The 21,942-nt window shown below is 54.8% G+C and carries 23 protein-coding genes and 1 pseudogene; 17 read left to right on the forward strand and 7 right to left on the reverse strand.

Annotated elements, in window-relative coordinates; genetic code table 11:
- Positions 1 to 107: 107 nt before the first annotated feature.
- Positions 108 to 713, reverse strand: a complete 606-nt coding sequence (locus L2Y28_RS16790; RefSeq protein WP_022649123.1) for an ankyrin repeat domain-containing protein — start codon at positions 711 to 713, stop codon at positions 108 to 110.
- A gap of 320 nt (positions 714 to 1,033) precedes the next feature.
- Between L2Y28_RS16790 and L2Y28_RS16795 the strand changes: the two genes are divergently transcribed.
- Positions 1,034 to 1,963, forward strand: a complete 930-nt coding sequence (locus L2Y28_RS16795; protein ID WP_022649124.1) for a LysR substrate-binding domain-containing protein — start codon at positions 1,034 to 1,036, stop codon at positions 1,961 to 1,963.
- On the opposite strand, the gene L2Y28_RS16800 is transcribed toward L2Y28_RS16795, so the two are convergent.
- Complete coding sequence (locus L2Y28_RS16800; RefSeq protein ID WP_003862203.1) at positions 1,960 to 2,118, reverse strand: YqaE/Pmp3 family membrane protein; 159 nt, start codon at positions 2,116 to 2,118, stop codon at positions 1,960 to 1,962. The genes L2Y28_RS16795 and L2Y28_RS16800 overlap by 4 nt on opposite strands.
- 179 nt (positions 2,119 to 2,297) lie before the next feature.
- On the opposite strand from L2Y28_RS16800, the gene L2Y28_RS16805 reads away from it, so the two are divergent.
- Together L2Y28_RS16805 and L2Y28_RS16810 are read left to right on the forward strand one after the other, a co-directional pair.
- Positions 2,298 to 2,816 carry a rhodanese family protein gene (locus tag L2Y28_RS16805; protein ID WP_022649125.1) on the forward strand — a complete coding sequence of 173 codons (519 nt, stop codon included), beginning with the start codon at positions 2,298 to 2,300 and terminating at the stop codon, positions 2,814 to 2,816.
- Between the two features lie 82 nt (positions 2,817 to 2,898).
- A complete protein-coding gene (locus L2Y28_RS16810) occupies positions 2,899 to 3,078 on the forward strand; it encodes a hypothetical protein (RefSeq protein WP_006811690.1) in 180 nt (59 codons plus the stop codon).
- 37 nt (positions 3,079 to 3,115) lie between these two features.
- On the opposite strand, the gene stpA is transcribed toward L2Y28_RS16810, so the two are convergent.
- The gene (gene stpA, locus L2Y28_RS16815) at positions 3,116 to 3,520 is read right to left on the reverse strand and encodes a DNA-binding protein StpA (protein WP_022649126.1); all 405 of its coding nucleotides are present in this window, start codon (positions 3,518 to 3,520) and stop codon (positions 3,116 to 3,118) included.
- Positions 3,521 to 4,017: 497 nt separating this feature from the next.
- On the opposite strand from stpA, the gene alaE reads away from it, so the two are divergent.
- On the forward strand, positions 4,018 to 4,467 hold the full coding sequence (gene alaE / locus L2Y28_RS16820) for an L-alanine exporter AlaE (protein ID WP_022649127.1): 450 nt from the start codon (positions 4,018 to 4,020) through the stop codon (positions 4,465 to 4,467).
- Positions 4,468 to 4,499: 32 nt separating this feature from the next.
- Here the strand turns inward: alaE and L2Y28_RS16825 are convergent, their stop codons facing one another.
- Positions 4,500 to 4,844 (reverse strand): DUF2002 family protein, encoded by a 345-nt coding sequence (locus L2Y28_RS16825; protein WP_006811693.1) that lies wholly within the window; start codon positions 4,842 to 4,844, stop codon positions 4,500 to 4,502.
- A 158-nt stretch (positions 4,845 to 5,002) separates the two neighbouring features.
- On the opposite strand from L2Y28_RS16825, the gene L2Y28_RS16830 reads away from it, so the two are divergent.
- The 12 genes from L2Y28_RS16830 to emrB all read left to right on the forward strand — a co-directional run bounded on the left by L2Y28_RS16830 (position 5,003) and on the right by emrB (position 18,007).
- Positions 5,003 to 5,329 (forward strand): DUF883 domain-containing protein, encoded by a 327-nt coding sequence (locus L2Y28_RS16830; protein WP_017382769.1) that lies wholly within the window; start codon positions 5,003 to 5,005, stop codon positions 5,327 to 5,329.
- Positions 5,330 to 5,572: 243 nt separating this feature from the next.
- Positions 5,573 to 5,812: a glutaredoxin-like protein NrdH gene (gene nrdH, locus L2Y28_RS16835; protein ID WP_017382770.1), complete on the forward strand. Its 240-nt coding sequence runs from the start codon at positions 5,573 to 5,575 to the stop codon at positions 5,810 to 5,812.
- Positions 5,809 to 6,219, forward strand: a complete 411-nt coding sequence (nrdI, locus tag L2Y28_RS16840; RefSeq protein WP_022649128.1) for a class Ib ribonucleoside-diphosphate reductase assembly flavoprotein NrdI — start codon at positions 5,809 to 5,811, stop codon at positions 6,217 to 6,219. The genes nrdH and nrdI overlap by 4 nt, the downstream gene beginning before the upstream one ends.
- On the forward strand, positions 6,192 to 8,336 hold the full coding sequence (nrdE, locus tag L2Y28_RS16845) for a class 1b ribonucleoside-diphosphate reductase subunit alpha (protein WP_022649129.1): 2,145 nt from the start codon (positions 6,192 to 6,194) through the stop codon (positions 8,334 to 8,336). The genes nrdI and nrdE overlap by 28 nt, the downstream gene beginning before the upstream one ends.
- A 9-nt stretch (positions 8,337 to 8,345) precedes the next feature.
- Positions 8,346 to 9,305: a class 1b ribonucleoside-diphosphate reductase subunit beta gene (gene nrdF, locus L2Y28_RS16850; protein ID WP_022649130.1), complete on the forward strand. Its 960-nt coding sequence runs from the start codon at positions 8,346 to 8,348 to the stop codon at positions 9,303 to 9,305.
- A gap of 333 nt (positions 9,306 to 9,638) precedes the next feature.
- On the forward strand, positions 9,639 to 10,841 hold the full coding sequence (proV, locus tag L2Y28_RS16855; RefSeq protein ID WP_022649131.1) for a glycine betaine/L-proline ABC transporter ATP-binding protein ProV: 1,203 nt from the start codon (positions 9,639 to 9,641) through the stop codon (positions 10,839 to 10,841).
- On the forward strand, positions 10,834 to 11,898 hold the full coding sequence (gene proW, locus L2Y28_RS16860) for a glycine betaine/L-proline ABC transporter permease ProW (protein ID WP_022649132.1): 1,065 nt from the start codon (positions 10,834 to 10,836) through the stop codon (positions 11,896 to 11,898). Before proV ends, proW begins: the two co-directional genes overlap by 8 nt.
- A 9-nt stretch (positions 11,899 to 11,907) precedes the next feature.
- The gene (gene proX / locus L2Y28_RS16865; RefSeq protein WP_017382774.1) at positions 11,908 to 12,903 is read left to right on the forward strand and encodes a glycine betaine/L-proline ABC transporter substrate-binding protein ProX; all 996 of its coding nucleotides are present in this window, start codon (positions 11,908 to 11,910) and stop codon (positions 12,901 to 12,903) included.
- Positions 12,904 to 13,112: 209 nt separating this feature from the next.
- Positions 13,113 to 14,297: an MFS transporter gene (locus L2Y28_RS16870; RefSeq protein ID WP_017692795.1), complete on the forward strand. Its 1,185-nt coding sequence runs from the start codon at positions 13,113 to 13,115 to the stop codon at positions 14,295 to 14,297.
- A 314-nt stretch (positions 14,298 to 14,611) separates the two neighbouring features.
- A complete protein-coding gene (gene emrR, locus L2Y28_RS16875; protein WP_017694792.1) occupies positions 14,612 to 15,142 on the forward strand; it encodes a multidrug efflux transporter EmrAB transcriptional repressor EmrR in 531 nt (176 codons plus the stop codon).
- Positions 15,143 to 15,270: 128 nt separating this feature from the next.
- Positions 15,271 to 16,443, forward strand: coding sequence for a multidrug efflux MFS transporter periplasmic adaptor subunit EmrA (gene emrA, locus L2Y28_RS16880; protein WP_022649133.1), 1,173 nt, complete (start codon positions 15,271 to 15,273; stop codon positions 16,441 to 16,443).
- Between the two features lie 16 nt (positions 16,444 to 16,459).
- Positions 16,460 to 18,007, forward strand: coding sequence for a multidrug efflux MFS transporter permease subunit EmrB (gene emrB, locus L2Y28_RS16885; protein ID WP_022649134.1), 1,548 nt, complete (start codon positions 16,460 to 16,462; stop codon positions 18,005 to 18,007).
- 84 nt (positions 18,008 to 18,091) lie between these two features.
- Here emrB and L2Y28_RS16890 read toward each other — a convergent pair whose 3' ends face one another.
- Positions 18,092 to 19,198 carry a DDE-type integrase/transposase/recombinase gene (locus tag L2Y28_RS16890; protein ID WP_226860881.1) on the reverse strand — a complete coding sequence of 369 codons (1,107 nt, stop codon included), beginning with the start codon at positions 19,196 to 19,198 and terminating at the stop codon, positions 18,092 to 18,094.
- A gap of 310 nt (positions 19,199 to 19,508) precedes the next feature.
- Here L2Y28_RS16890 and L2Y28_RS16895 point away from each other — a divergent pair.
- A pseudogene (locus tag L2Y28_RS16895) lies at positions 19,509 to 19,652 on the forward strand (hypothetical protein); the annotation flags it as partial.
- Between the two features lie 61 nt (positions 19,653 to 19,713).
- Here the strand turns inward: L2Y28_RS16895 and luxS are convergent.
- Entirely contained in the window at positions 19,714 to 20,229 is a 516-nt protein-coding gene (gene luxS, locus L2Y28_RS16900; protein ID WP_003862180.1) for an S-ribosylhomocysteine lyase, read from the reverse strand.
- A gap of 152 nt (positions 20,230 to 20,381) precedes the next feature.
- Complete coding sequence (gene gshA, locus L2Y28_RS16905) at positions 20,382 to 21,926, reverse strand: glutamate--cysteine ligase (protein WP_022649137.1); 1,545 nt, start codon at positions 21,924 to 21,926, stop codon at positions 20,382 to 20,384.
- Between the last annotated feature and the right edge of the window lie 16 nt (positions 21,927 to 21,942).

Genomic DNA, 21,942 nt, shown 5'->3' on the forward strand with positions numbered 1-21,942 from the left:
ATTTTCACCTGTTTAAGATAAAAGGGGGCCGCCGTCGTGCTAAATGCACGTCGGTAACAATGCGTTTTTTGATTCACGGCCAGCCAGGGGAAGGCTGACCGAATGCGCTATGCGCCTGCCGCCAGCAGCAGGTCTGCGATCGCGTTGAAGCCTTTTTCCCGCGCCAGTTCGAGCGGGGTTTTGCCGTATTTATCAGTCATGTGCGGATTCGCGCCGTGATCGAGCAGCAGCTTCACAATTTCCTGCTGCTTTGCGCCGCCGTCGTTTAACACGATGGCCTCAAGCAACGGCGTCCAGCCGACAAAATTGGTGTGGTTGACGTTAATGTCGGTTTTTTCCAGCAGCTCGCGCACGATTTCAACGTGCCCTTTTTCACTGGCAGGGGTAATGCCCACGCCGCCAAAGCGCGTCAGACGGTCGAGATCCGGATCCGCCGGAAGGACAATGCGCAGCAGGGTTAAATCATTGGTCAGGCAGCCGATCAGGAAGGGGTTAAAACAGGTCTGGTCCTGTTTATCAATATCCGCCCCGGCGGCAATTAAAAATTCCACACAGGCGTAATGCTTTTTCAGGCTGGCAATAATAATGGCGGTTCTTTTCTGGCGGTTGGTCGCGTTAATATCCACGCCTTTTTCCAGGCAGGCTTTTAGCGCGTCGATATTACCCTCTTCTGCCGCCAGCAAAAATTCTGTAACCAGTGCAGTTGCAGACATATTCAGACTCCCTATGTTTCACTTCTGATGACCTGAGAATAGCAACAGCCTGGTCATAAAAGAATCCGCTTAAAAATGATTCATCGACACGCAATTCATTGTTGAGTTAAATTCAACAGTCCGGCAAAAACGTGCGTCTGTGCAACCTTTTTCTTATGGTTTACCGCTTTTACGCGCCTCGGGGTGCATTATCCTTATGAATGAAAAAGCCTTACACAGCGCGGCTCTACGTAAAAATCCAGAACTGTGACCGACATCAACTATGATGTAACGCCGGTGTTAAAATATGTTCAAAACTGATGGTAACCAGGAGCCATAATATGAATTCCATCTTTACCGAAGAGAATTTGCTGGCCTTCACCACCGCGGCACGCTTTGGCAGTTTTAGCAAAGCGGCTGCCGAGCTGGGCGTGACCACTTCCGCCATCAGTTATACCATCAAACGTATGGAGACCGGGCTGGACGTGGTGCTGTTTGTACGCAACACGCGCAGCATTGAGCTGACCGAATCCGGTTTTTATTTTTATCGTAAAGCGACCGACCTGCTGAATGACTTTCATGCCATCAAGCGCGGGATTGATACCATTTCGCAGGGCATTGAGACGCGGGTGCGCATCTGCATTAATCAGCTTTTGTATACGCCACGCCATACCGCGCGTTTGCTCCAGGTGCTGAAAAAACAGTTTCCTACCTGCCAAATCACGGTGACGACCGAGGTGTATAACGGCGTCTGGGATTCCATCATTAATAATCAGGCCAACATCGCCATTGGCGCGCCGGATACGCTGCTGGATGGCGGTGGCATCGATTACACCGAGATAGGCGCGATCCGCTGGGTATTTGCCATCGCGCCCACGCATCCGCTGGCGTTCGCCCCGGAGCCCATTTCCGAAAGTCAGCTGCGTCTGTATCCCAATATCATGGTCGAGGACACCGCACATACCATCAACAAGAAGGTCGGCTGGCTGCTTCACGGTCAGGAGGCGATTCTGGTACCGGACTTTAACACCAAGTGTCAGTGTCAGATCCTGGGGGAGGGTATTGGATTTTTACCGGAGTATATGACGCGTGAGGCGATGGAGGACGGGCTGCTGGTAAAGCGGCGAATCAATAATCCGCGCCAGGACTCGCGCATGCTGCTTGCCACGCAGCATGCGGCGACCGGTCAGGTCACGCGCTGGATCAAACAGCAGTTTGGCCCCGAGGGCGCGCTGACCCGGATCTACAGTGATCTATTGTGGCGTACCTAGCTTTTCGTCTGAACCCAAAACGCGTGGATAAGACCCGGGAAGTAACCCAGGATGGTCAGAAGGATGTTCAGGATAAACGCCCAGCCCAGTCCCTTGCCAAGCAGCACGCCCAGCGGCGGGAGAATAATCGTAAAAACAACGCGCCAAAAACCCATAAATAACTCCGTGCAAGCTAACCAATTGAAAATTATAAAAGACACTTCTCTAAGCGTAGCCAGTTTACGGGTAACTGCCATTCGTCTCTCGCGCTTTTACCTGCCTTTACCCTCTTTACACTGGCTGAAACCCTGCCTTAAATGCTCTACTGTTCTGAAATTGACCGTAAGGAAACACAATGTCTCTTCCTCTTATTTCGCCGCAGCAGGCAAACGCGCTTATTGCTGAAGGCGCCAAACTTATCGATATTCGCGACCCCGACGAGTATGCCCGCGAGCATATTCCAGCGGCGCACTCCATTCCGCTGGATTCGTTACCCGGCGGGCTTAACGCAGCGCCGGGAGAAACGGTGATTTTCCACTGTCAGTCTGGCGCAAGAACCGCAAACAATGATGCTCGTCTTGCCCGGGCAGCGTCCCCTGCGAACGCCTTTGTGGTTGAGGGAGGCATTCAGGGCTGGAAGCAGGCCGGGCTGCTGACCGTTGAAGATAAATCGCAGCCGCTTCCGCTGATGCGTCAGGTGCAGATCGCCGCCGGGCTGCTGATTCTCTGCGGCGTGGTGCTGGGTTACAGCGTCTCCAGCGGCTTTTTCCTGCTAAGCGGTTTTGTGGGCGCCGGGCTGCTGTTCGCCGGAGTGACAGGTTTTTGCGGTATGGCGCGACTGCTGAAAGTGATGCCGTGGAACCGACGTACCTGATAAGGGGTATCTGAAAGATTAGGCTGTACCCCGCCCCGGACGTGGGCTATGGTGAAGATCGTGACAATGATGAGGAGGTGCTATGTTTTCTGTCGGTGATTATGTCCAACCGCGTCAGGGCGGTCCGAAACTGAAAGTGCTCGAAGTAAATGGTGAAAACATTGTGGCCGTACAGGCCAGCAATGAGCAGGGCGAGAAATATCACCTGAAAGCGGCGGACGTAGTTCTGTACTCCGAAGAAGGTGACTTTGGCGTCTGCTAAGTCAATAATCGGGCGGAATACACCGCCCGAATAATCATCAGATCAGGAAATCATCCAGCGATTTACCGTTTGCCAGTGCGTTCGCAATTGGCTTTGGCGTACGTCCCTGACCGGTCCACGTTTTCTCTTCACCGTTCGCGTCGATGAAACGATATTTCGCCGCACGCGCTTTACGTTTTTTAGCCGGCTGGCCCGCATGAGCCAGTTCTCCGCCTAACAGATCGCTCGGGGAAATACCGTCTGCCTTCATCAGTTCCAGCAGAGCATTAATTTTATCCTGCTGTTCAGCGCGCTGGCGCTCTAATTCAGCCTGCTCGCTGCGTTTTTCTTCTGTGACAATCCGAACTTTTTCCAGCACTTCTTCCAGAACATCCATGGATAATTCACGCGCCAGCGCCCGGAGGGTACGGATATTATTAAGATTCTGTAACGTTAAAGCCATAATAATGAGAAACCTTTCTTCGTGTGTATAACATAAATCAGGCAACAGAATAATTGATTTTTGTTCTGATATCTACCCACTCTGTCGTTTTGACATTATTGTAAATGTTTTAGAATATCCCGTTAATATAACCCCGAATTACCTGTCAGTTTTAATGCGTAATATTCCGTCCTGCACCTGGTCAAAAATCCCTGTTTAATGCCGTTCAAAAAACCGCCCGGCATCCTCCGAATAACAAACGTTATACGCTTGCTCAGATAAGCTAATAGTTTGATTTCGTTTAATAAAACGGTGAGTGGGAAAGAAAATAACGACTCACACAAAAAACAGCCAACTTTAGAGAATTTTATGGACAAAGCGCCCATAAATAAAAATTAATCACTACTTGTTAGTTAAAAGCCAGAGGGATACGCTATACACTCAAAACAAACCAACCTAAAGCACTAAACGCCGCAGGTGAAAACGCCACTTTTTTGTCCTGTTCGAGGAGTTCAGACATGTTCTCACCGCAGTCTCGCCTGCGCCATGCGGTAGCGGATACGTTCGCGATGGTCGTTTACTGTTCCGTCGTAAACATGCTGATTGAAATTTTCCTGTCCGGAATGACCTTTGAGCAGTCCCTCTCATCGCGCCTGGTGGCCATTCCGGTGAATATCATGATTGCCTGGCCGTACGGCATGTATCGCGATGCGGTGATGCGTTTCGCCCGGCGTATTAGCCCGGCAGGTTGGGTAAAAAACCTGGCGGACGTGCTGGCTTACGTGACGTTCCAGTCCCCGGTGTATGTGGTTATTTTGCTGACGGTGGGCGCAGACTGGCATCAAATCGCCGCCGCGGTAAGTTCAAATATCGTGGTATCTATGCTGATGGGTGCGGTGTACGGTTACTTCCTTGACTACTGCCGCCGCCTGTTTAAAGTCAGCCCTTATAGCCAGGCAAAAGCGTAAGATAAGGCGACTGGCTCATGCCAGTCGCTGATTTATTGTACGTCGCCAAACAGCCCTTTCAGGAAACGCTCCAGCGCCATACGCGAGCTGAAACCGTGCGGAATACCATAATGTTCATGCGTCTCGCCGCCTAAATAGAGCGGAAATTGCTGATAATGATCGCAGGTTTTAATATCCGAGGCGGGCTCAGCAAATGACAGGCTTCTGTCTTTGAGTGTCGGGTGAATAATGAGAGCAGTACGCCCCATTCTTGCTTCACGGTTGACGTAAACATAATTCTCACCACGGCGATATCCGTACGCTTTTGATGTTACCTCATCCATGGTGAACCCTTCTTTTTCAAGAACGCGCGCCACCTCATCGGGTCGTAAATACATATCTTTTCCTCATTATCATACCTGCCGGGCAACCTTACAGTATTCAGCATTAGCAGGGCTTTCAGAATATTCCATAAACTGCCCGATAAGCCGTGACTCGCTTCAGATATTACATTTCTGGACTAAACTAAACGGGAACACAAATTATGGAGGATCGTATGTTTAACAGACCGAACCGAAACGATATTAACGACGACACCCAGGATATTCGTAACGATGTCAGCCAATTAGCGGACACGCTGGAAGCCGTATTGAAATCCTGGGGCTCTGACGCGAAGGATGAAGCAGATGCCGCGAAACGTAAGGCTCAGTCTCTGCTGCGTGAAACGCGCGCAAGGATGAATGGCCGCTCACGTACCACTCAGGCGGCCTGCGATATGGCCAGCTGCGCCACCACCTTCGTACGTGAAAAACCGCTGTGTACGCTGGGAACGGTCGCGGCAGTCGGGATTTTTGTCGGCGCCCTGCTTAGCCTGCGTAAGTAAGCACGCGTTCTCAGCCCCGGTAGCCTCAGGCGCCGGGGCTTTTCTTTGCCTGAAAGCCTGAAAAACCCGCGCAGTTCGCCCTGCCCCGCCAGGCTCATCATTGGGGCCTTATCAATCTGAATTTCCCATATCTTGTGTGGTTGAAAGTTATCTCAACTACATCTAGTATTCCCTTTAGCAAGACAGATACAACATGACGCGTTTACTCGCGCCGTTCTCTCATTCTAAATGGAAATACGAATCATGAGCATTATTATTTACACTCGTAACGATTGTGTTCAGTGCCACGCCACGAAACGGGCGATGGAGAGTCGCGGCGTGGCATTTGAGATGGTCAATATAGATCAGGTGCCTGACGCAGCAGACACCCTGCGGGCGCAGGGTTTCCGTCAGCTTCCGGTCGTGGTTGCCGGCGACACCAGCTGGTCTGGCTTTCGTCCGGATATGATCAACCGCCTTGCCGCTCAGGGCGTCAGTGCATGAGCAGGCTGGTCTACTTTTCCAGCAGCTCGGAAAACACGCTTCGGTTTATGGAGCGTCTCGGGCTGCCCGCGATTCGCATTCCGCTGAACGAGCGGGAGCGTATTCAGGTAGACGAACCCTACATTCTGGTAGTGCCCAGCTATGGCGGTGGCGGCACCGCGGGGGCTGTGCCTCGTCAGGTGATCCGCTTTCTGAACGACCCCCATAACCGGCAGCTGATTCGCGGCGTGATCGCGGCAGGCAATCGCAACTTCGGCGAGGCCTTTGCCCGCGCCGGGGATGTCATCTCTCAAAAATGCGGCGTGCCGTATCTCTATCGTTTTGAACTGATGGGGACACAGCAGGACGTAGAGAACGTGCGTAAAGGAGTGAACGAATTTTGGCAACGACAACCGCAGAGCGCGTGATTCAGGCGACGCCGGATTACCATGCATTAAACGCCATGCTAAACCTCTATGACCGGGAGGGGCGCATTCAGTTTGGCAAAGATCGTGAGGCGGTGGACGCCTTTTTTGCCGCTCATGTACGCCCGAACAGCGTCGTCTTTGGCAGCCAGCAGGAACGTCTCGACTGGCTGGTAAAAGAGGGTTATTACGAAGAGCGCGTCCTGACCCGCTACGACCGCGCCTTCGCGGTGGCATTGTTTGAACGGGCGCACGCCAGCGGTTTTCGCTTCCAGACGTTTCTCGGCGCGTGGAAGTATTACACCAGCTACACCCTGAAAACCTTCGACGGCAAACGCTATTTAGAAAGCTTTGAAGATCGGGTGGTGATGGTAGCCCTGACGCTGGCGCAGGGCGATGAAGCTCTGGCCGAAAGGCTGACGGAGGAGATCCTCTCAGGCCGCTTCCAGCCTGCCACGCCAACCTTCCTTAACTGCGGCAAAGCCCAGCGCGGCGAGCTGGTCTCCTGCTTCCTGCTGCGTATTGAAGACAATATGGAGTCGATTGGCCGTGCGGTGAATTCGGCGCTACAGCTGTCGAAACGCGGCGGCGGCGTGGCATTTCTGCTTTCGAACCTGCGGGAAGCGGGCGCGCCGATCAAGCGCATCGAAAATCAGTCCTCCGGCGTCATCCCGGTGATGAAGATGCTGGAAGATGCTTTCTCATACGCCAACCAGCTTGGCGCACGTCAGGGCGCGGGTGCGGTTTATCTGCACGCGCATCATCCGGACATTCTGCGTTTTCTGGATACCAAACGTGAAAACGCCGACGAAAAGATCCGCATTAAAACCCTGTCGCTCGGCGTGGTGATCCCGGATATCACGTTTAAGCTGGCCAAAGAAAATGCCGACATGGCGCTTTTCTCGCCGTATGACGTCGAGCGTATCTACGGCAAAGCCTTTGGCGATGTGGCCATCAGCGAACTGTATGACGAACTGGTGGCGGACGAGCGCATTCGTAAGAAATACATTAACGCCCGCGACTTTTTCCAGACGCTTGCCGAAATTCAGTTTGAGTCCGGGTACCCGTACATCATGTACGAGGATACGGTGAACCGCGCCAACCCGATTGCCGGGCGCATCAACATGAGCAATCTGTGCTCGGAGATTTTGCAGGTCAACAGCGCGTCCAGTTACGACGAGAACCTCGACTACGCGGATATCGGCAAAGATATCTCCTGCAATCTCGGTTCGCTGAATATTGCCCACACCATGGATTCCCCCGATTTTGGCCGCACGGTAGAGACCGCCATTCGCGGGCTGACGGCGGTATCGGACATGAGCCACATCCGCAGCGTACCGTCCATTGAGGCGGGCAACGCCGCGTCGCATGCCATCGGCCTTGGGCAGATGAACCTGCACGGCTATCTGGCGCGGGAGGGTATCGCCTACGGCAGCCCGGAAGGGCTGGATTTCACCAACCTTTATTTCTATACCATCACCTGGCATGCGCTGCATACCTCGATGATGCTGGCGCGCGAACGCAACCAGCGGTTCGCAGGCTTTGAGCGGTCCCGCTACGCCAGCGGAGAGTATTTCAGCCAGTATCTGGAAGGCGACTGGCAGCCGAAAACCGAAAAAGTACGCGCGCTTTTCGACCGCGCCGGCATCACCCTGCCGACGCGTGAGATGTGGCAACAGCTGCGTGAGGATGTGATGCACTACGGCATCTATAACCAGAACCTTCAGGCGGTTCCGCCAACCGGCTCCATTTCCTATATAAATCATGCCACCTCGAGCATCCATCCGATCGTGTCGAAGATAGAAATCCGCAAGGAAGGCAAAACCGGCCGCGTCTACTACCCTGCCCCGTTTATGACTAACGAGAATCTGGCTCTGTACCAGGACGCCTATGAGATCGGCCCGGAAAAGATCATTGATACCTACGCCGAGGCGACCAGACATGTGGACCAGGGGCTGTCGCTGACGCTCTTCTTCCCGGACACCGCCACCACGCGGGATATCAATAAAGCGCAGATCTACGCCTGGAAGAGAGGCATCAAAACGCTGTACTACATTCGCCTGCGCCAGCTCGCGCTGGAAGGTACCGAAATTGAAGGCTGCGTGTCCTGCGCGCTGTAAGGAGAAAGGATGAAACTGTCACGCGTAAGCGCCGTTAACTGGAACAAAATTCAGGATGATAAAGACCTGGAGGTCTGGAACCGCCTGACCAGCAACTTCTGGCTGCCGGAAAAGGTGCCGCTCTCCAACGATATTCCGGCCTGGCAAACCCTGAGCCATGCCGAGCAGCAGCTGACAATCCGCGTCTTTACCGGCCTGACGCTGCTGGACACCATTCAGAATACCGTGGGTGCGCCCGCGCTGATGAGTGATGCGCTGACCCCGCACGAAGAGGCGGTAATGTCGAATATCAGCTTTATGGAGGCGGTCCATGCCCGCTCTTACAGCTCGATTTTCTCCACCCTGTGCCAGACCAGAGACGTGGACGCGGCCTACGCCTGGAGCGAAGAGAGCGCGTCATTGCAGCGCAAGGCAGATCTGGTGCTGGAATATTACCGGGCCGACGAGCCGCTGAAGAAGAAGATCGCCAGCGTGTTCCTGGAATCTTTTCTCTTCTATTCCGGCTTCTGGCTGCCCATGTACTGGTCGAGCCGGGGCAAGCTCACCAATACCGCCGATTTGATTCGCCTCATCATCCGCGATGAAGCGGTACACGGGTATTACATCGGCTATAAGTACCAGAAAGGACTGGAGAAAGTCACCCCGGAAAAACGCGAGGAACTCAAAGGTTTTGCCCTCGATTTACTGATGGATCTGTATGACAACGAGCTGAGCTATACCGAGGAGCTGTACGCCGGAACGGGCTGGGAAGAGGACGTAAAAGCCTTCCTCTGCTACAACGCCAACAAGGCGCTGATGAACCTGGGCTACGAAGCGTTATTCCCACCGGAAATGGCGGAAGTGAACCCGGCGATCCTCGCGGCGCTGTCGCCCAACGCCGATGAAAACCACGACTTCTTTTCCGGGTCCGGCTCGTCGTACGTGATGGGTAAAGCGGTGGAGACGCAAGACGAGGACTGGGATTTTTAATGAATGAATTAACGTTCATTAATTAACTCTACATTTCATTATTTCCAGCCGAATATTCCACTACGTACTACACTGTAATTTCCCCTTCATATTCGCCTGAATCACACCGATTCAGGCGAAATTCTCCCATGCAGTAGCAAAAAATTGAGAAAAATTCAAAGCGCCCTCAGCCCTTTATTCATGGGAAATTCAGCCGTTTCGCTTGCGGTAAAATTCCGACCTCAGGCAGGTCCAGGGTTGTCTCAGATTCTGAGTATGTTAGGGTAATGCCAGTTAACTATTTACCATGGTAATCATATCGACATAAACAAATAACAGGACACTCTCTATTGCATGGCAATTAAATTAGAAGTGAAAAATCTTTATAAAGTATTTGGCGAGCACCCGCAGCGTGCTTTCAAATATATTGAGAAAGGCCTTTCGAAAGAGCAAATTCTGGAAAAAACCGGGCTATCGCTTGGCGTTAAAGACGCCAGTCTGGCCATTGAAGAAGGCGAGATTTTTGTCATCATGGGATTATCCGGTTCGGGTAAATCCACTATGGTTCGCCTTCTCAATCGCCTGATTGAACCCACCCGCGGACAGGTGCTGATTGACGGCGTTGATATCGCCAGAATATCAGACGCGGAACTCCGCGAGGTGCGCAGAAAGAAAATTGCGATGGTGTTTCAGTCATTTGCACTGATGCCGCACATGACGGTACTCGATAATACCGCCTTTGGCATGGAGTTAGCCGGCACGCCCGCTCAGGAACGTCAGGAAAAAGCCCTTGATGCACTGCGTCAGGTCGGGCTGGAAAATTATGCTCATGCGTATCCGGATGAGCTCTCTGGCGGTATGCGTCAGCGCGTGGGATTAGCGCGCGCATTAGCGATTAATCCGGATATTTTATTAATGGACGAAGCCTTCTCGGCGCTCGATCCCTTAATTCGCACCGAGATGCAGGATGAGTTGGTAAAATTACAGGCCAAACATCAGCGCACCATTGTTTTTATTTCTCACGATCTGGATGAAGCCATGCGTATTGGCGACCGTATCGCCATTATGCAAAATGGTGAAGTGGTGCAGGTCGGCACACCGGATGAAATTCTCAATAATCCGGCGAATGATTATGTGCGCACCTTCTTCCGCGGCGTGGATATTAGCCACGTATTCAGTGCGAAAGATATTGCCCGTCGAACACCAAACGGCATTATTCGAAAAACGCCAGGTTTTGGTCCGCGCTCCGCGCTGAAGCTGTTGCAGGACGAAGACCGTGAATACGGTTATCTGGTTGAACGCGGCAATAAATTTGTCGGCGTTGTCTCCATCGACTCCCTGAAAACCGCCCTGAGCGAAAACCAGGGAATCGATGCGGCGTTGATTGACGCTCCGCTTGCCGTGGACGCCGAAACGCCGCTCAGCGAGTTGCTCTCTCACGTGGGTCAGGCGCCGTGCGCCGTGCCGGTTGTCGGTGAAGAACAACAGTACGTTGGCATCATCTCAAAACGGATGCTGCTACAGGCTTTAGATCGCGAGGGGACAAACAATGGCTGATCAATCAAACCCATGGGGCACCACTGAAGCAGCGGACAGCGCGGCGCAATCTGCCGATGCGTGGGGGTCGACGCCTGCGCCTGCCGATGGCGGCGGCGCGGCAGACTGGCTCAACAGCGCACCGGCGCCTGCCCCAGAGCATTTCAATATTATGGATCCGTTCCACAAGACGCTGATCCCGCTGGATAGCTGGGTAACGGAGGGGATCGACTGGGTCGTTACCCACTTCCGTCCGGTGTTCCAGGGGATCCGTATCCCGGTGGATTACATCCTGAACGGCTTCCAGCAGCTGATGCTGGGCATGCCCGCGCCGGTGGCGATTATCCTGTTCTCGCTGATCGCATGGCAGTTCGGCAGCGCGGGTATGGGTATCGCCACGCTGATCTCCCTGATTGCCATCGGCGCGATTGGCGCGTGGTCTCAGGCGATGATCACCCTGGCGCTGGTGCTGACCGCCCTGCTGTTCTGCGTGGCGATCGGCCTGCCGATGGGGATCTGGCTGGCGCGCAGCCCGCGGGCCGCAAAAATTATCCGCCCGCTGCTGGATGCAATGCAGACCACGCCAGCGTTCGTTTACCTGGTGCCTATCGTGATGCTGTTCGGCATCGGTAACGTACCGGGGGTGGTCGTGACCATTATCTTCGCCCTGCCGCCGATTATTCGCCTGACCATTCTGGGCATTAACCAGGTGCCTGCGGATCTGATAGAGGCATCACGCTCGTTTGGCGCCAGCCCGCGTCAGATGCTGTTTAAGGTTCAGCTTCCGCTGGCGATGCCGACCATTATGGCAGGTGTTAACCAGACGCTGATGCTGGCGCTGTCGATGGTGGTGATCGCCTCAATGATTGCCGTTGGCGGGTTAGGTCAGATGGTACTGCGCGGCATTGGCCGTCTCGATATGGGGCTGGCGACCGTCGGCGGCGTCGGGATTGTGATCCTCGCCATCATTCTTGACCGCCTGACCCAGGCTGTCGGTCGTGATTCACGCAGTCGCGGCAACCGTCGCTGGTATACCACCGGCCCTGTCGGGTTACTCACCCGCCCATTCACAAAATAAGGAACAACGATGCGACATAACGTACTTTTTGCCACAGCGTTTGCGACCCTTGTCTCCACCAGCGCAGTTGCCGCTGACCTGCCGGGCAAAGGCATTACCGTGCAGCCGGTGCAGAGCACCATTTCGGAAGAGTCCTTCCAGACCCAGATTGTCAGCCGTGCGCTGGAGAAACTGGGCTATACGGTGAATACCGCCAGTGAAGTGGATTACAACGTGGGCTATACCTCTATTGCCTCCGGCGATGCCACCTTTACCGCCGTGAACTGGCAGCCGCTGCACGACGATATGTATGCCGCCGCAGGCGGTGACAAGAAATTCTACCGCGAAGGCACCTTTGTGACCGGCGCTGCGCAGGGATATTTGATCGACAAGAAAACCGCCGATAAGTATCACATCACCAATATTGAACAGTTGAAAGATCCGAAGATCGCCAAACTCTTTGATACCAACGGTGACGGCAAAGCCGACATGATGGGCTGCTCGCCGGGCTGGGGCTGTGAAGCGGTGATTAACCACCAGAACAAAGCCTTCGATCTGGCGAAGACCGTCGACGTGAGCCACGGCAATTACTCTGCGATGATGGCCGATACCATCGCCCGCTTTAAAGAAGGCAAGCCGGTGATCTACTACACCTGGACGCCGTACTGGGTGAGCGACGTGCTGAAGCCGGGCAAAGACGTGGTGTGGTTGCAGGTGCCCTTCTCCTCCCTGCCGGGCGAGCAGAAAGATATCGACACCAAACTGCCAAACGGCATGAACTATGGCTTCCCGGTGAATACCATGCATATCGTGGCGAACAAAGCCTGGGCCGAGAAAAACCCGGCGGCGGCGAAGCTGTTCTCGGTAATGAAACTGCCGCTGGCAGACATTAACGCCCAGAACGCGATGATGCACGCGGGTAAATCATCCGAAGCTGATATCAAAGGCCACGTGGATGGCTGGATCAAAGCCCACCAGCAGCAGTTCGATGGCTGGGTGAAAGAGGCGCTTGAGGCGCAGAAGTAAAAATACTACCCCTCACCCTGCCCTCTCCCCAAAGGGGAGAGGGTGTATAAAATCCCCTCCCCCCTTTGGGGAGAGGGATAGGGTGAGGGGATCAAACCGCACCCAACCTAAACCGCACAATCCACCACGTAACAATCCCCCAACATTCACAATCATTGGTTATTATGTTTCCGGAAAAATAATCACTTAACTTACGATTCCTGAAACAAATGACAAAAACAACTCAAGGGCTTAGCCCCGCACTCATCCTTTTAATGTCCGTGGCAACGGGACTGGCCGTCGCCAGCAACTATTACGCGCAACCTCTGCTTGATACTATCGCGCGTGCTTTCGATCTTTCAGCCAGCTCCGCCGGCTTTATCGTCACCGCTGCGCAGCTCGGCTATGCGGCCGGGCTGCTGTTCCTGGTGCCATTAGGCGATATGTTTGAGCGCCGCATGCTTATCGTCTCCATGACGCTGCTGGCCGCAGGCGGGATGTTGATCACCGCCAGCAGCCAGTCGTTAACGATGATGATTATCGGTACCGCGCTGACGGGGCTGTTCTCGGTGGTGGCACAAATTCTGGTTCCCCTCGCGGCGACGTTGGCTTCCCCGGAAAAACGCGGCAAAGTGGTTGGCACTATTATGAGCGGCCTGCTGCTGGGTATCCTGCTGGCGCGAACCGTTGCCGGGCTGCTGGCGAGCCTCGGCGGCTGGCGCACCGTTTACTGGGTGGCAAGCGTGCTGATGGTTATCATGGCGCTGGCCCTGTGGCGCGGCCTGCCAAAGGTGAAGCAGGAGAATCACCTGAACTATCCGCAGCTCCTCGCCTCCGTTTTCAGCCTCTTCACCCGGGATAAACTCCTGCGCACACGCGCCGTTCTGGGGTGTCTCACCTTCGCCAACTTCAGCATCTTATGGACGTCGATGGCGTTTCTGCTCGCCGCGCCGCCGTTTAACTACTCAGAAGGCGTGATTGGCCTGTTCGGGCTGGCAGGCGCGGCTGGCGCACTGGGCGCGCGCCCGGCGGGTGGCCTGGCCGACAAAGGTAAATCTCATATGACTACCTCCGCAGGGCTGGTTTTACTCCTGCTCTCATGGGCGGCTATCTGGTACGGACACGTCTCAGTGCTGGCGCTAATTGTCGGTATTCTGGTACTCGACCTCACCGTGCAGGGCGTACATATCACCAACCAGACCGTGATTTACCGCGTGAAACCAGACGCCCGTAACCGTCTGACGGCCGGGTACATGACCAGCTACTTTATCGGCGGCGCGGCGGGCTCGCTAATCTCAGCCTCCGCCTGGCAGCATGCGGGCTGGACGGGCGTGTGCGCAATCGGCGCCATCGTGGCGGCGATAAATCTGCTGGTATGGTGGCGCGGCTATCACCGCCAGGAAGCAATTCACTAAGTTTTACATTGCTTTGGGCCCCCTGGGGTGTAAAGGGGGCCTGCATCTGTTAAGGTAACGGTAATCATTTATCCCAGAAATTTTACTGTGGGTGACATATTTACTACCGGCATGAATAGTTCAGACCCCTGTCCTCACATCCCCTCTTTCGCGGGTACACACCCCACACTTTCTGTGCTCACCGGGTCACGGATTTACCCGGCGCTTTCTGATGGTGACATACGTTTGGCGGATATAACCGCACAAATAATTCATTTACATTATTTGTCACTATCGTTACTATATCGGCTGTAATTAATGAGGTTATGCCCAAAATGGATAGTTCGTTTACGCCCATTGAACAAATGCTTAAGTTCCGCGCCAGTCGTCATGAGGACTTCCCGTATCAGGAGATCCTGCTGACCCGCCTGTGCATGCACATGCAGGGTAAGCTGCTGGAAAATCGTAACAAGATGCTGAAAGCGCAAGGGATTAACGAGACGTTGTTTATGGCGTTGATTACGCTTGAGTCTCAGGAAAACCACAGCATTCAGCCGTCTGAACTGAGCTGCGCGCTGGGTTCATCCCGTACCAATGCAACCCGTATTGCTGATGAGCTGGAGAAGCGCGGCTGGATAGAGCGCCGTGAGAGCGATAACGATCGCCGCTGCCTGCATCTGCAACTGACCGAGAAAGGTCACGAATTCCTGCGCGAAGTGTTGCCACCGCAGCATAACTGCCTGCACCAGCTTTGGTCTGCCCTCAGCACCGCCGAGCGCGACCAGCTTGAGCACATTACTCGCAAGCTGCTCACCCGTCTGGACCAGATGGATGAAGATGGCGTCATTCTTGAGGCGCTGCGCTAACGCGACGATCCGCTCAACATTCCAGATTGCAAAAGAAAAACTGACAGGCCAGCACGTGAAACTGCTGGCCTTTCTGACAACAGGTCGGCTCAGCCGATGTGAAAATAAAAAGATCGTGGAGAACAACAATGAGCGCAAATGCGGAGAACACCCCCCCGCAGCAACCGGTCAACAAGAAGGGCAAACGTAAGAGCGCCCTTATTCTGCTGACCTTGCTCTTTATTATTATTGCCGTGGCATATGGGATCTATTGGTTTTTAGTCTTGCGTCATGTTGAAGAGACAGACGATGCATACGTGGCAGGGAATCAGGTTCAAATCATGGCGCAGGTGTCAGGCAGCGTGACGAAAGTCTGGGCTGACAACACCGACTTTGTGAAAAAAGGGGATGTGCTGGTCACGCTTGACCCGACCGACGCCCAACAGGCGTTTGAAAAAGCACAGACGGCGCTGGCCTCCAGCGTTCGCCAGACCCGCCAGTTGATGATCAACAGCAAACAGCTTCAGGCCAATATCGACGTGCAGAAAACGGCCCTGGCCCAGGCGCAGAGCGACCTCAAGCGTCGTGTTCCTCTCGGCACCGCCAACCTGATTGGCCGTGAAGAGTTGCAGCACGCCCGCGATGCGGTGGCGAGCGCACAGGCGCAGCTGGACGTGGCGATCCAACAGTACAACGCCAACCAGGCGATGGTGCTGGGCACCTCTCTGGAAAACCAGCCGGCGGTGAAACAGGCGGCGACCGAAGTGCGTAACGCATGGCTTGCCCTGCAACGTACCAAAATCGTCAGCCCGATGACCGGTTACGTTTCCCGTCGTTCCGTGCAGCCGGGTGCGCAAATTAGCACCACCACGCCGCTGATGGCGGTCGTTCCGGCGAACAACCTGTGGGTGGACGCGAACTTCAAAGAGACCCAGCTGGCGCATATGCGTATCGGCCAGACCGCAACCGTGGTCAGCGATATCTACGGCGATGACGTGAAGTACACCGGTAAAGTAGTCGGTCTGGACATGGGGACCGGCAGCGCGTTCAGCCTGCTGCCTGCACAGAACGCCACCGGCAACTGGATCAAAGTGGTACAGCGCTTGCCTGTACGTATCGAGCTGGATCCTAAGCAGCTGGCAGACCATCCGCTGCGAATTGGCCTTTCCACGCTGGTGACGGTCGATACCGCCAACCGCGACGGTCAGATCCTCGCAAGCCAGGTGCGCAGCACGCCAGCTTATGAAAGTAACGCCCGTGAAATTAGCCTCGATCCGGTCAATAAGCTGATCGATGACATCGTGAAGGCAAACGCCGGTTAAGCCGAAGGTGAGCGTTATGCAACAGCAAAAGCCGCAAAAACCGCTTGAGGGGGCGCAGCTGGTCATTATGACCATTGCGCTGTCGCTGGCGACATTCATGCAGGTGCTGGACTCCACCATCGCAAACGTGGCGATCCCTACGATCGCCGGGAACCTTGGCTCATCGCTGAGCCAGGGGACCTGGGTCATTACCTCATTCGGGGTGGCGAACGCCATCTCTATTCCCATCACCGGCTGGCTGGCGAAGCGCGTCGGTGAAGTGAAGCTGTTCCTCTGGTCGACGATCCTGTTCGTGCTGGCCTCCTGGGCCTGCGGCATGTCCAGCAGCCTGACGATGCTGATTTTCTTCCGCGTCATCCAGGGGATTGTCGCCGGGCCGTTGATTCCGCTATCGCAGAGTTTACTGCTGAACAACTATCCGCCCGCCAAGCGCTCCATCGCGCTCGCGCTGTGGTCGATGACGGTGATTGTCGCCCCAATTTGCGGGCCAATCCTCGGCGGCTATATCAGCGATAACTATCACTGGGGCTGGATCTTCTTCATCAACGTACCCATCGGTGCGCTGGTGGTGCTGATGACGCTACAGTCTCTGCGTGGTCGCGAAACGCGGACCGAACAGCGGCGGATCGACGGCATCGGGCTGGCACTGCTGGTTGTCGGCATCGGCAGCCTGCAAATCATGCTCGACCGCGGCAAAGAGCTGGACTGGTTCGCCTCTACGGAAATCATCGTGCTGACGGTGGTCGCCGTGGTTGCCATTAGCTTCCTGATTGTCTGGGAGCTGACGGACGAAAATCCGATAGTCGACCTCTCGCTGTTTAAATCGCGAAACTTCACCATCGGCTGCCTCTGTATCAGCCTCGCCTATATGCTCTACTTCGGCGCGATTGTTCTGCTGCCGCAGCTGTTGCAGGAGGTGTACGGCTATACCGCAACCTGGGCGGGGCTGGCCTCCGCGCCGGTGGGGTTAATTCCGGTTCTGCTGTCGCCGATTATTGGCCGTTTCGCCCATAAGCTCGACATGCGCAGGCTGGTGACGTTCAGCTTCATCATGTACGCCGTGTGCTTCTACTGGCGCGCGTATACGTTTGAACCGGGAATGGACTTTGGCGCCTCCGCGTGGCCGCAGTTTATTCAGGGCTTTGCTGTGGCGTGCTTCTTTATGCCACTGACCACCATTACGCTTTCCGGCTTGCCGCCTGAGCGGATGGCGGCGGCATCGAGCCTGTCGAACTTCACCCGTACGCTGGCGGGCTCCATCGGGACATCGATCACCACCACGCTGTGGACCAACCGGGAAGCGATGCACCATGCCCAGCTGACCGAAGCGGTGAACCCGTTCAACCCTAACGCTCAGCAGATGTATAGCCAGCTTGAGGGGATGGGGATGACGGAGCAGCAGGCGTCCGGCTGGCTTGCCCAGCAGATCACCAACCAGGGGCTGATTATCTCGGCAAACGAGATTTTCTGGATATCGGCGGGGATCTTCATCGTCCTGCTGGGGCTGGTGTGGTTTGCCAAACCACCGTTTGGTGCCGGTAGCGGGGGCGGTGGAGCGCACTAGCCCTGTGCACGGTTTGCCCGGTGGCGCTACTGTATGACCGGATACATAGGTAACAGATCAGGCCGGGAACATAGGTAACACTTTTCAGTCTATCCGGAGCACACTCTGGGTTTTTCGGTCGTAGTACGCAAGCGTTATTCCATTAAAGATGATGGCCTCCAGGCCATCATCTTGTTCTTCCAGCATGATGTACTCATCAGTCAGCGCTTCACTCAGGTACACCGTCCCCTTTTTCCCCATATAGAGTGTCCCCCTTGATTTCACCCTGTAGACCGTACCTCCTTCCGGATAAGCATATTCAGGAACCCTGCCATCCCAGTGCCGGCCTGAGGGTTGCCATACCGTTCCGGGCGTTGCACCCGCCAGGGCTTCATGCGGCCTTTCGTAGTTAAACTCTTCCCGGTAGCCACTGAACCACCGCTGTTGTTCTTCCATCGTCATAAATATGTTGCCCTGTTTTACTGCACTTTTCAGCGAACGATGCATTCGCTCATGACGGCCGTTTTCTTCCGGATGCCCCTTTCTGATGCGTTCCGGTCTGATGCCCAGCTTTATCAGCCAGACTGCAAGGCGACTTAACCCGGCGATACCTGTTCCTGCGAAAGGCTGACCATTATCCGTTCTCAGGACTTCCGGCAGACCGTACTCCAGGAACGCATCCGTCAGGCACTGCCTGACGAAGGGCTCGCTCTCCCGGTCTGCTCCCCGGCAGCTCAGAAGATACCGGCTGTGATTGTCGGTGAGGGTGAAGGGATGACAGTATTTCCGGCTCAGCAGCCTGAACTTGCCTTTAAAATCAGCGCTCCAGACCTGATTGTTCTCACTGATGATGGTCAGGGGCTGGCGATTGCCCGGGGTTCTGCGCTTTCGCTTTTTATCCGGAACCAGGCCTTCACGCTTGAGGATATCGCCGATAGTGCTGGCAGCGGGGACGGTAAAATCGACGTGATGATTGAGCAGCCACATCCGCAGTTTTTTGGGGCCCCAGTCAGGGTGTTTTTGCCTCAGGGCCGTAAGCTGCCCGGCGATATCATCAGGAACTGTCCGGGAGTGGGAGTGCGGAGCACGCGACCGGTCAGAGAGAGATGACAGGTCAGAGGGGTCAAAACGCTGAAGCCATTTGTAACCGGTTTTTCGACTGATGCCGAAGAGACGGCAGAGGGCAGAAAAGAATCCGTACCTGCATGGCAGGCACGGATAAAATCAAGGCGTTGCATAGGTCGGGTCTCAGTCCAGGGCATAGCGAGTCTCCTCTTCTATGCCAGTTATAACTGTTACCCATGTTTCCGGTTCATACCCTACGCTTACCGGGCCTACGAACGTAGGCCGGATAAGGCGTAGCCGCCATCCGGCAAAACACCGCACCGTGTCCAAAACGCGACAGCGATTGTCACTTCCGATAAAGCAGCGCGCCTGAAATTGATTCACGAGAGTGAAAAGACAACAGGAGCGTACCATGCTGAACACACCCGCGCCACGCGCTGGCTCTCGACAGACTTACGTCGAAGTGAGCACGCCGAACGTCTATCTCGACCAGATCGAATATTTCTGCCACTACTTCAGCCGCCGCAGCGACGTCTGTAACAGCGTGCATCCGCAAAACGATCGCGATACCGGCGTCGCCAGCGCGGAGCTGGCCGTGGTTGTCGTCATCAGTATTGTAGGCCCGGTCAGCGAAGCGCCACCGGGCATCCACAGGCACAATACTAAATGTGCAGTTCCTGAAGTTTTTCTTTTGGCAGGGCCAGCTCGTCGTTGCTGTTTACACGAACATCACGTTCGATGATATGGCGGGCAATCTCCTGAGCTTCTTCCAGAGAGTGCATCTGGTAAGTGCCACACTGGTAAACGTTCAACTCTGGGATCTGGTTCTGCTCTTTCACCTTCAGCACGTCTTCCATGGCCGCTTTCCACGCATCCGCGACGCGTTTCTCTTCAGGCTGACCAATCAGGCTCATGTAGAAACCGGTGCGGCAGCCCATCGGAGAGATATCGATGATCTCCACGCCGTTGCCGTTCAGGTGGTCGCGCATGAATCCGGCGAAAAGGTGTTCCAGCGTGTGAATGCCTTTCTCTGGCATCACTTCTTTATTCGGCACGCAGAAGCGCAGGTCGAAAACGGTGATCGTGTCGCCGTGCGGCGTGTTCATGGTCTTCGCCACGCGGACTGCTGGTGCTTCCATACGGGTATGGTCGACAGTAAAGCTATCTAATAACGGCATACGTCACCTCCGATAGTGATTTTTTTTAAAATAAACTGAACTCTTCTACAGAATGCGCGTCTGAGTATATGAAAGACGCGCATTTGTTATCATCATCCCTGAATTCAGAGATGTATATTTTGGCCACAGCGATGTGGCCTTTTTCTTTTGGTTCAGGCCTGCTTCGCCAGAAACGCCTCAAACGACTCCGTATCCGCCGCTTCGACCTCTTTCTGACGCACAACGGACGCATCGCGCTCTGCCACAAAATCCGCTTCGCTCAGGATCTCTAACGGCTCCTGCATCAGCATCTCACGGTACTCCGCTGAGAGTGAACGCCCTGTGCCACCAATTCCCTGTTCAATCATAGAACGCAGAATACGTGCTGAGAATGTCAGTTCCGGGTTATCGAAGCTTTCAACCAGTTCGTCGCAGACCTTCTGGTAAGCTTCGCCGCCGTACACGCTATCCAGCGTCTGGGCTACGCGCTTCAGGTCATGGAACAGATCCTTCCCTACCTTGGACAGTGGGAACTGGGCCGTTTCACAGCCAATACCTAACGTCAGACCCGGCTTGCGCCCTTCCAGAATCACGCGATTCCAGTTGGCACGAGTACACAGCAGTTCGTCGGAACTCATTTCCGGCGCATCCGCCAGTACGCACCAGACCATAAACAGGTCAAGGAAGCGAACCTGCTGCTCGTCAACGCCAATCGGTGAGAACGGGTTGATATCCAGCGAGCGCACTTCAATGTATTCGATCCCGCCGCGCTGTAGCGCATCCGACGGCGTTTCACCGCTGCGCGTCACGCGCTTCGGACGAATCGGCGCATACAGTTCATTTTCAATCTGCAATACGTTGGTGTTAATTTGCAGGCGCTTGCCGTCTTTTTCGAGGCCGATTTTTTCGTACTCTTCCGACGGGGTTTTTATCGCCCGCTTCAGGCCTGCCACATATTCGTGCAGATCGTTAAACGTAATTCCGAGATTGCTTTGCGATTTATTGGTATAGCCAAGGTCGCTCAGGCGCAGCGAGGTCGCGTACGGCAGATAGTACATGCCACACTCGGTCTTCTCGAACGGCAGCGTGGTCGGTTTCCCTTGCAGGAACGATGAACAAATGGCCGGGGACGCGCCGAACAGATACGGAATAACCCAGCCAAAACGGTAGTAGTTGCGGATCAGGCGGAAGTAGCCCGCGGAGATCGCTTCTTTATCCGTTTCACCGCACTTCGCCTGCCAGAACGCCATCGGCAGAGAGAAATTGTAGTGCACGCCAGAGATCGTCTGCATCAGTGCGCCGTAGCGATTTTTCAGTCCTTCGCGATACAGCGTTTTCAGCCGTCCAATATTCGAGGTGCCGTACTGAGCCAGCTCGATATCCTGCCCCTGCTCGATATAGCACGGCATGCTGAGCGGCCACATACGCTCGTCGCCGAGGTTGCGGGCGGTGAAGCGATGCACGTCGCGCATGATCGTCAGCATATGATCAATATCACCGTCTACTGGCGTAATGAACTCCAGCAGCGCTTCGGCGAAATCGGTTGTGATCCATTTATGTGTCAGCGCCGAGCCTAACGCCTTCGGGTGTCCCGTAGTCGCTAAGCTACCATCCGCATTTACGCGCAGCGTTTCGCGCTCAAGCCCACGCTGAATCCCCTTCAGTGCCTGAGGGTGATTTTCCAGCCAGGCCAGCGCCTGTGATACGTCCGGGATCAATTTGACCTCCCGCCTG

This window comes from Enterobacter sp. JH25 (assembly GCF_021725435.1).
Taxonomy (GTDB): Bacteria; Pseudomonadota; Gammaproteobacteria; order Enterobacterales; family Enterobacteriaceae; genus Enterobacter; species Enterobacter intestinihominis.

Bases quoted from the DNA above. Each gene is read 5' to 3' on its own strand.
- L2Y28_RS16790 (WP_022649123.1), bottom strand. From the start codon at position 713: ATGTCTGCAACTGCACTGGTTACAGAATTTTTGCTGGCGGCAGAAGAG.
- L2Y28_RS16795 (WP_022649124.1), top strand. From the start codon at position 1,034: ATGAATTCCATCTTTACCGAAGAGAATTTGCTGGCCTTCACCACCGCG.
- L2Y28_RS16800 (WP_003862203.1), bottom strand. From the start codon at position 2,118: ATGGGTTTTTGGCGCGTTGTTTTTACGATTATTCTCCCGCCGCTGGGC.
- L2Y28_RS16805 (WP_022649125.1), top strand. From the start codon at position 2,298: ATGTCTCTTCCTCTTATTTCGCCGCAGCAGGCAAACGCGCTTATTGCT.
- L2Y28_RS16810 (WP_006811690.1), top strand. From the start codon at position 2,899: ATGTTTTCTGTCGGTGATTATGTCCAACCGCGTCAGGGCGGTCCGAAA.
- stpA (WP_022649126.1), bottom strand. From the start codon at position 3,520: ATGGCTTTAACGTTACAGAATCTTAATAATATCCGTACCCTCCGGGCG.
- alaE (WP_022649127.1), top strand. From the start codon at position 4,018: ATGTTCTCACCGCAGTCTCGCCTGCGCCATGCGGTAGCGGATACGTTC.
- L2Y28_RS16825 (WP_006811693.1), bottom strand. From the start codon at position 4,844: ATGTATTTACGACCCGATGAGGTGGCGCGCGTTCTTGAAAAAGAAGGG.
- L2Y28_RS16830 (WP_017382769.1), top strand. From the start codon at position 5,003: ATGTTTAACAGACCGAACCGAAACGATATTAACGACGACACCCAGGAT.
- nrdH (WP_017382770.1), top strand. From the start codon at position 5,573: ATGAGCATTATTATTTACACTCGTAACGATTGTGTTCAGTGCCACGCC.
- nrdI (WP_022649128.1), top strand. From the start codon at position 5,809: ATGAGCAGGCTGGTCTACTTTTCCAGCAGCTCGGAAAACACGCTTCGG.
- nrdF (WP_022649130.1), top strand. From the start codon at position 8,346: ATGAAACTGTCACGCGTAAGCGCCGTTAACTGGAACAAAATTCAGGAT.
- proV (WP_022649131.1), top strand. From the start codon at position 9,639: ATGGCAATTAAATTAGAAGTGAAAAATCTTTATAAAGTATTTGGCGAG.
- proW (WP_022649132.1), top strand. From the start codon at position 10,834: ATGGCTGATCAATCAAACCCATGGGGCACCACTGAAGCAGCGGACAGC.
- proX (WP_017382774.1), top strand. From the start codon at position 11,908: ATGCGACATAACGTACTTTTTGCCACAGCGTTTGCGACCCTTGTCTCC.
- L2Y28_RS16870 (WP_017692795.1), top strand. From the start codon at position 13,113: ATGACAAAAACAACTCAAGGGCTTAGCCCCGCACTCATCCTTTTAATG.
- emrR (WP_017694792.1), top strand. From the start codon at position 14,612: ATGGATAGTTCGTTTACGCCCATTGAACAAATGCTTAAGTTCCGCGCC.
- emrA (WP_022649133.1), top strand. From the start codon at position 15,271: ATGAGCGCAAATGCGGAGAACACCCCCCCGCAGCAACCGGTCAACAAG.
- emrB (WP_022649134.1), top strand. From the start codon at position 16,460: ATGCAACAGCAAAAGCCGCAAAAACCGCTTGAGGGGGCGCAGCTGGTC.
- luxS (WP_003862180.1), bottom strand. From the start codon at position 20,229: ATGCCGTTATTAGATAGCTTTACTGTCGACCATACCCGTATGGAAGCA.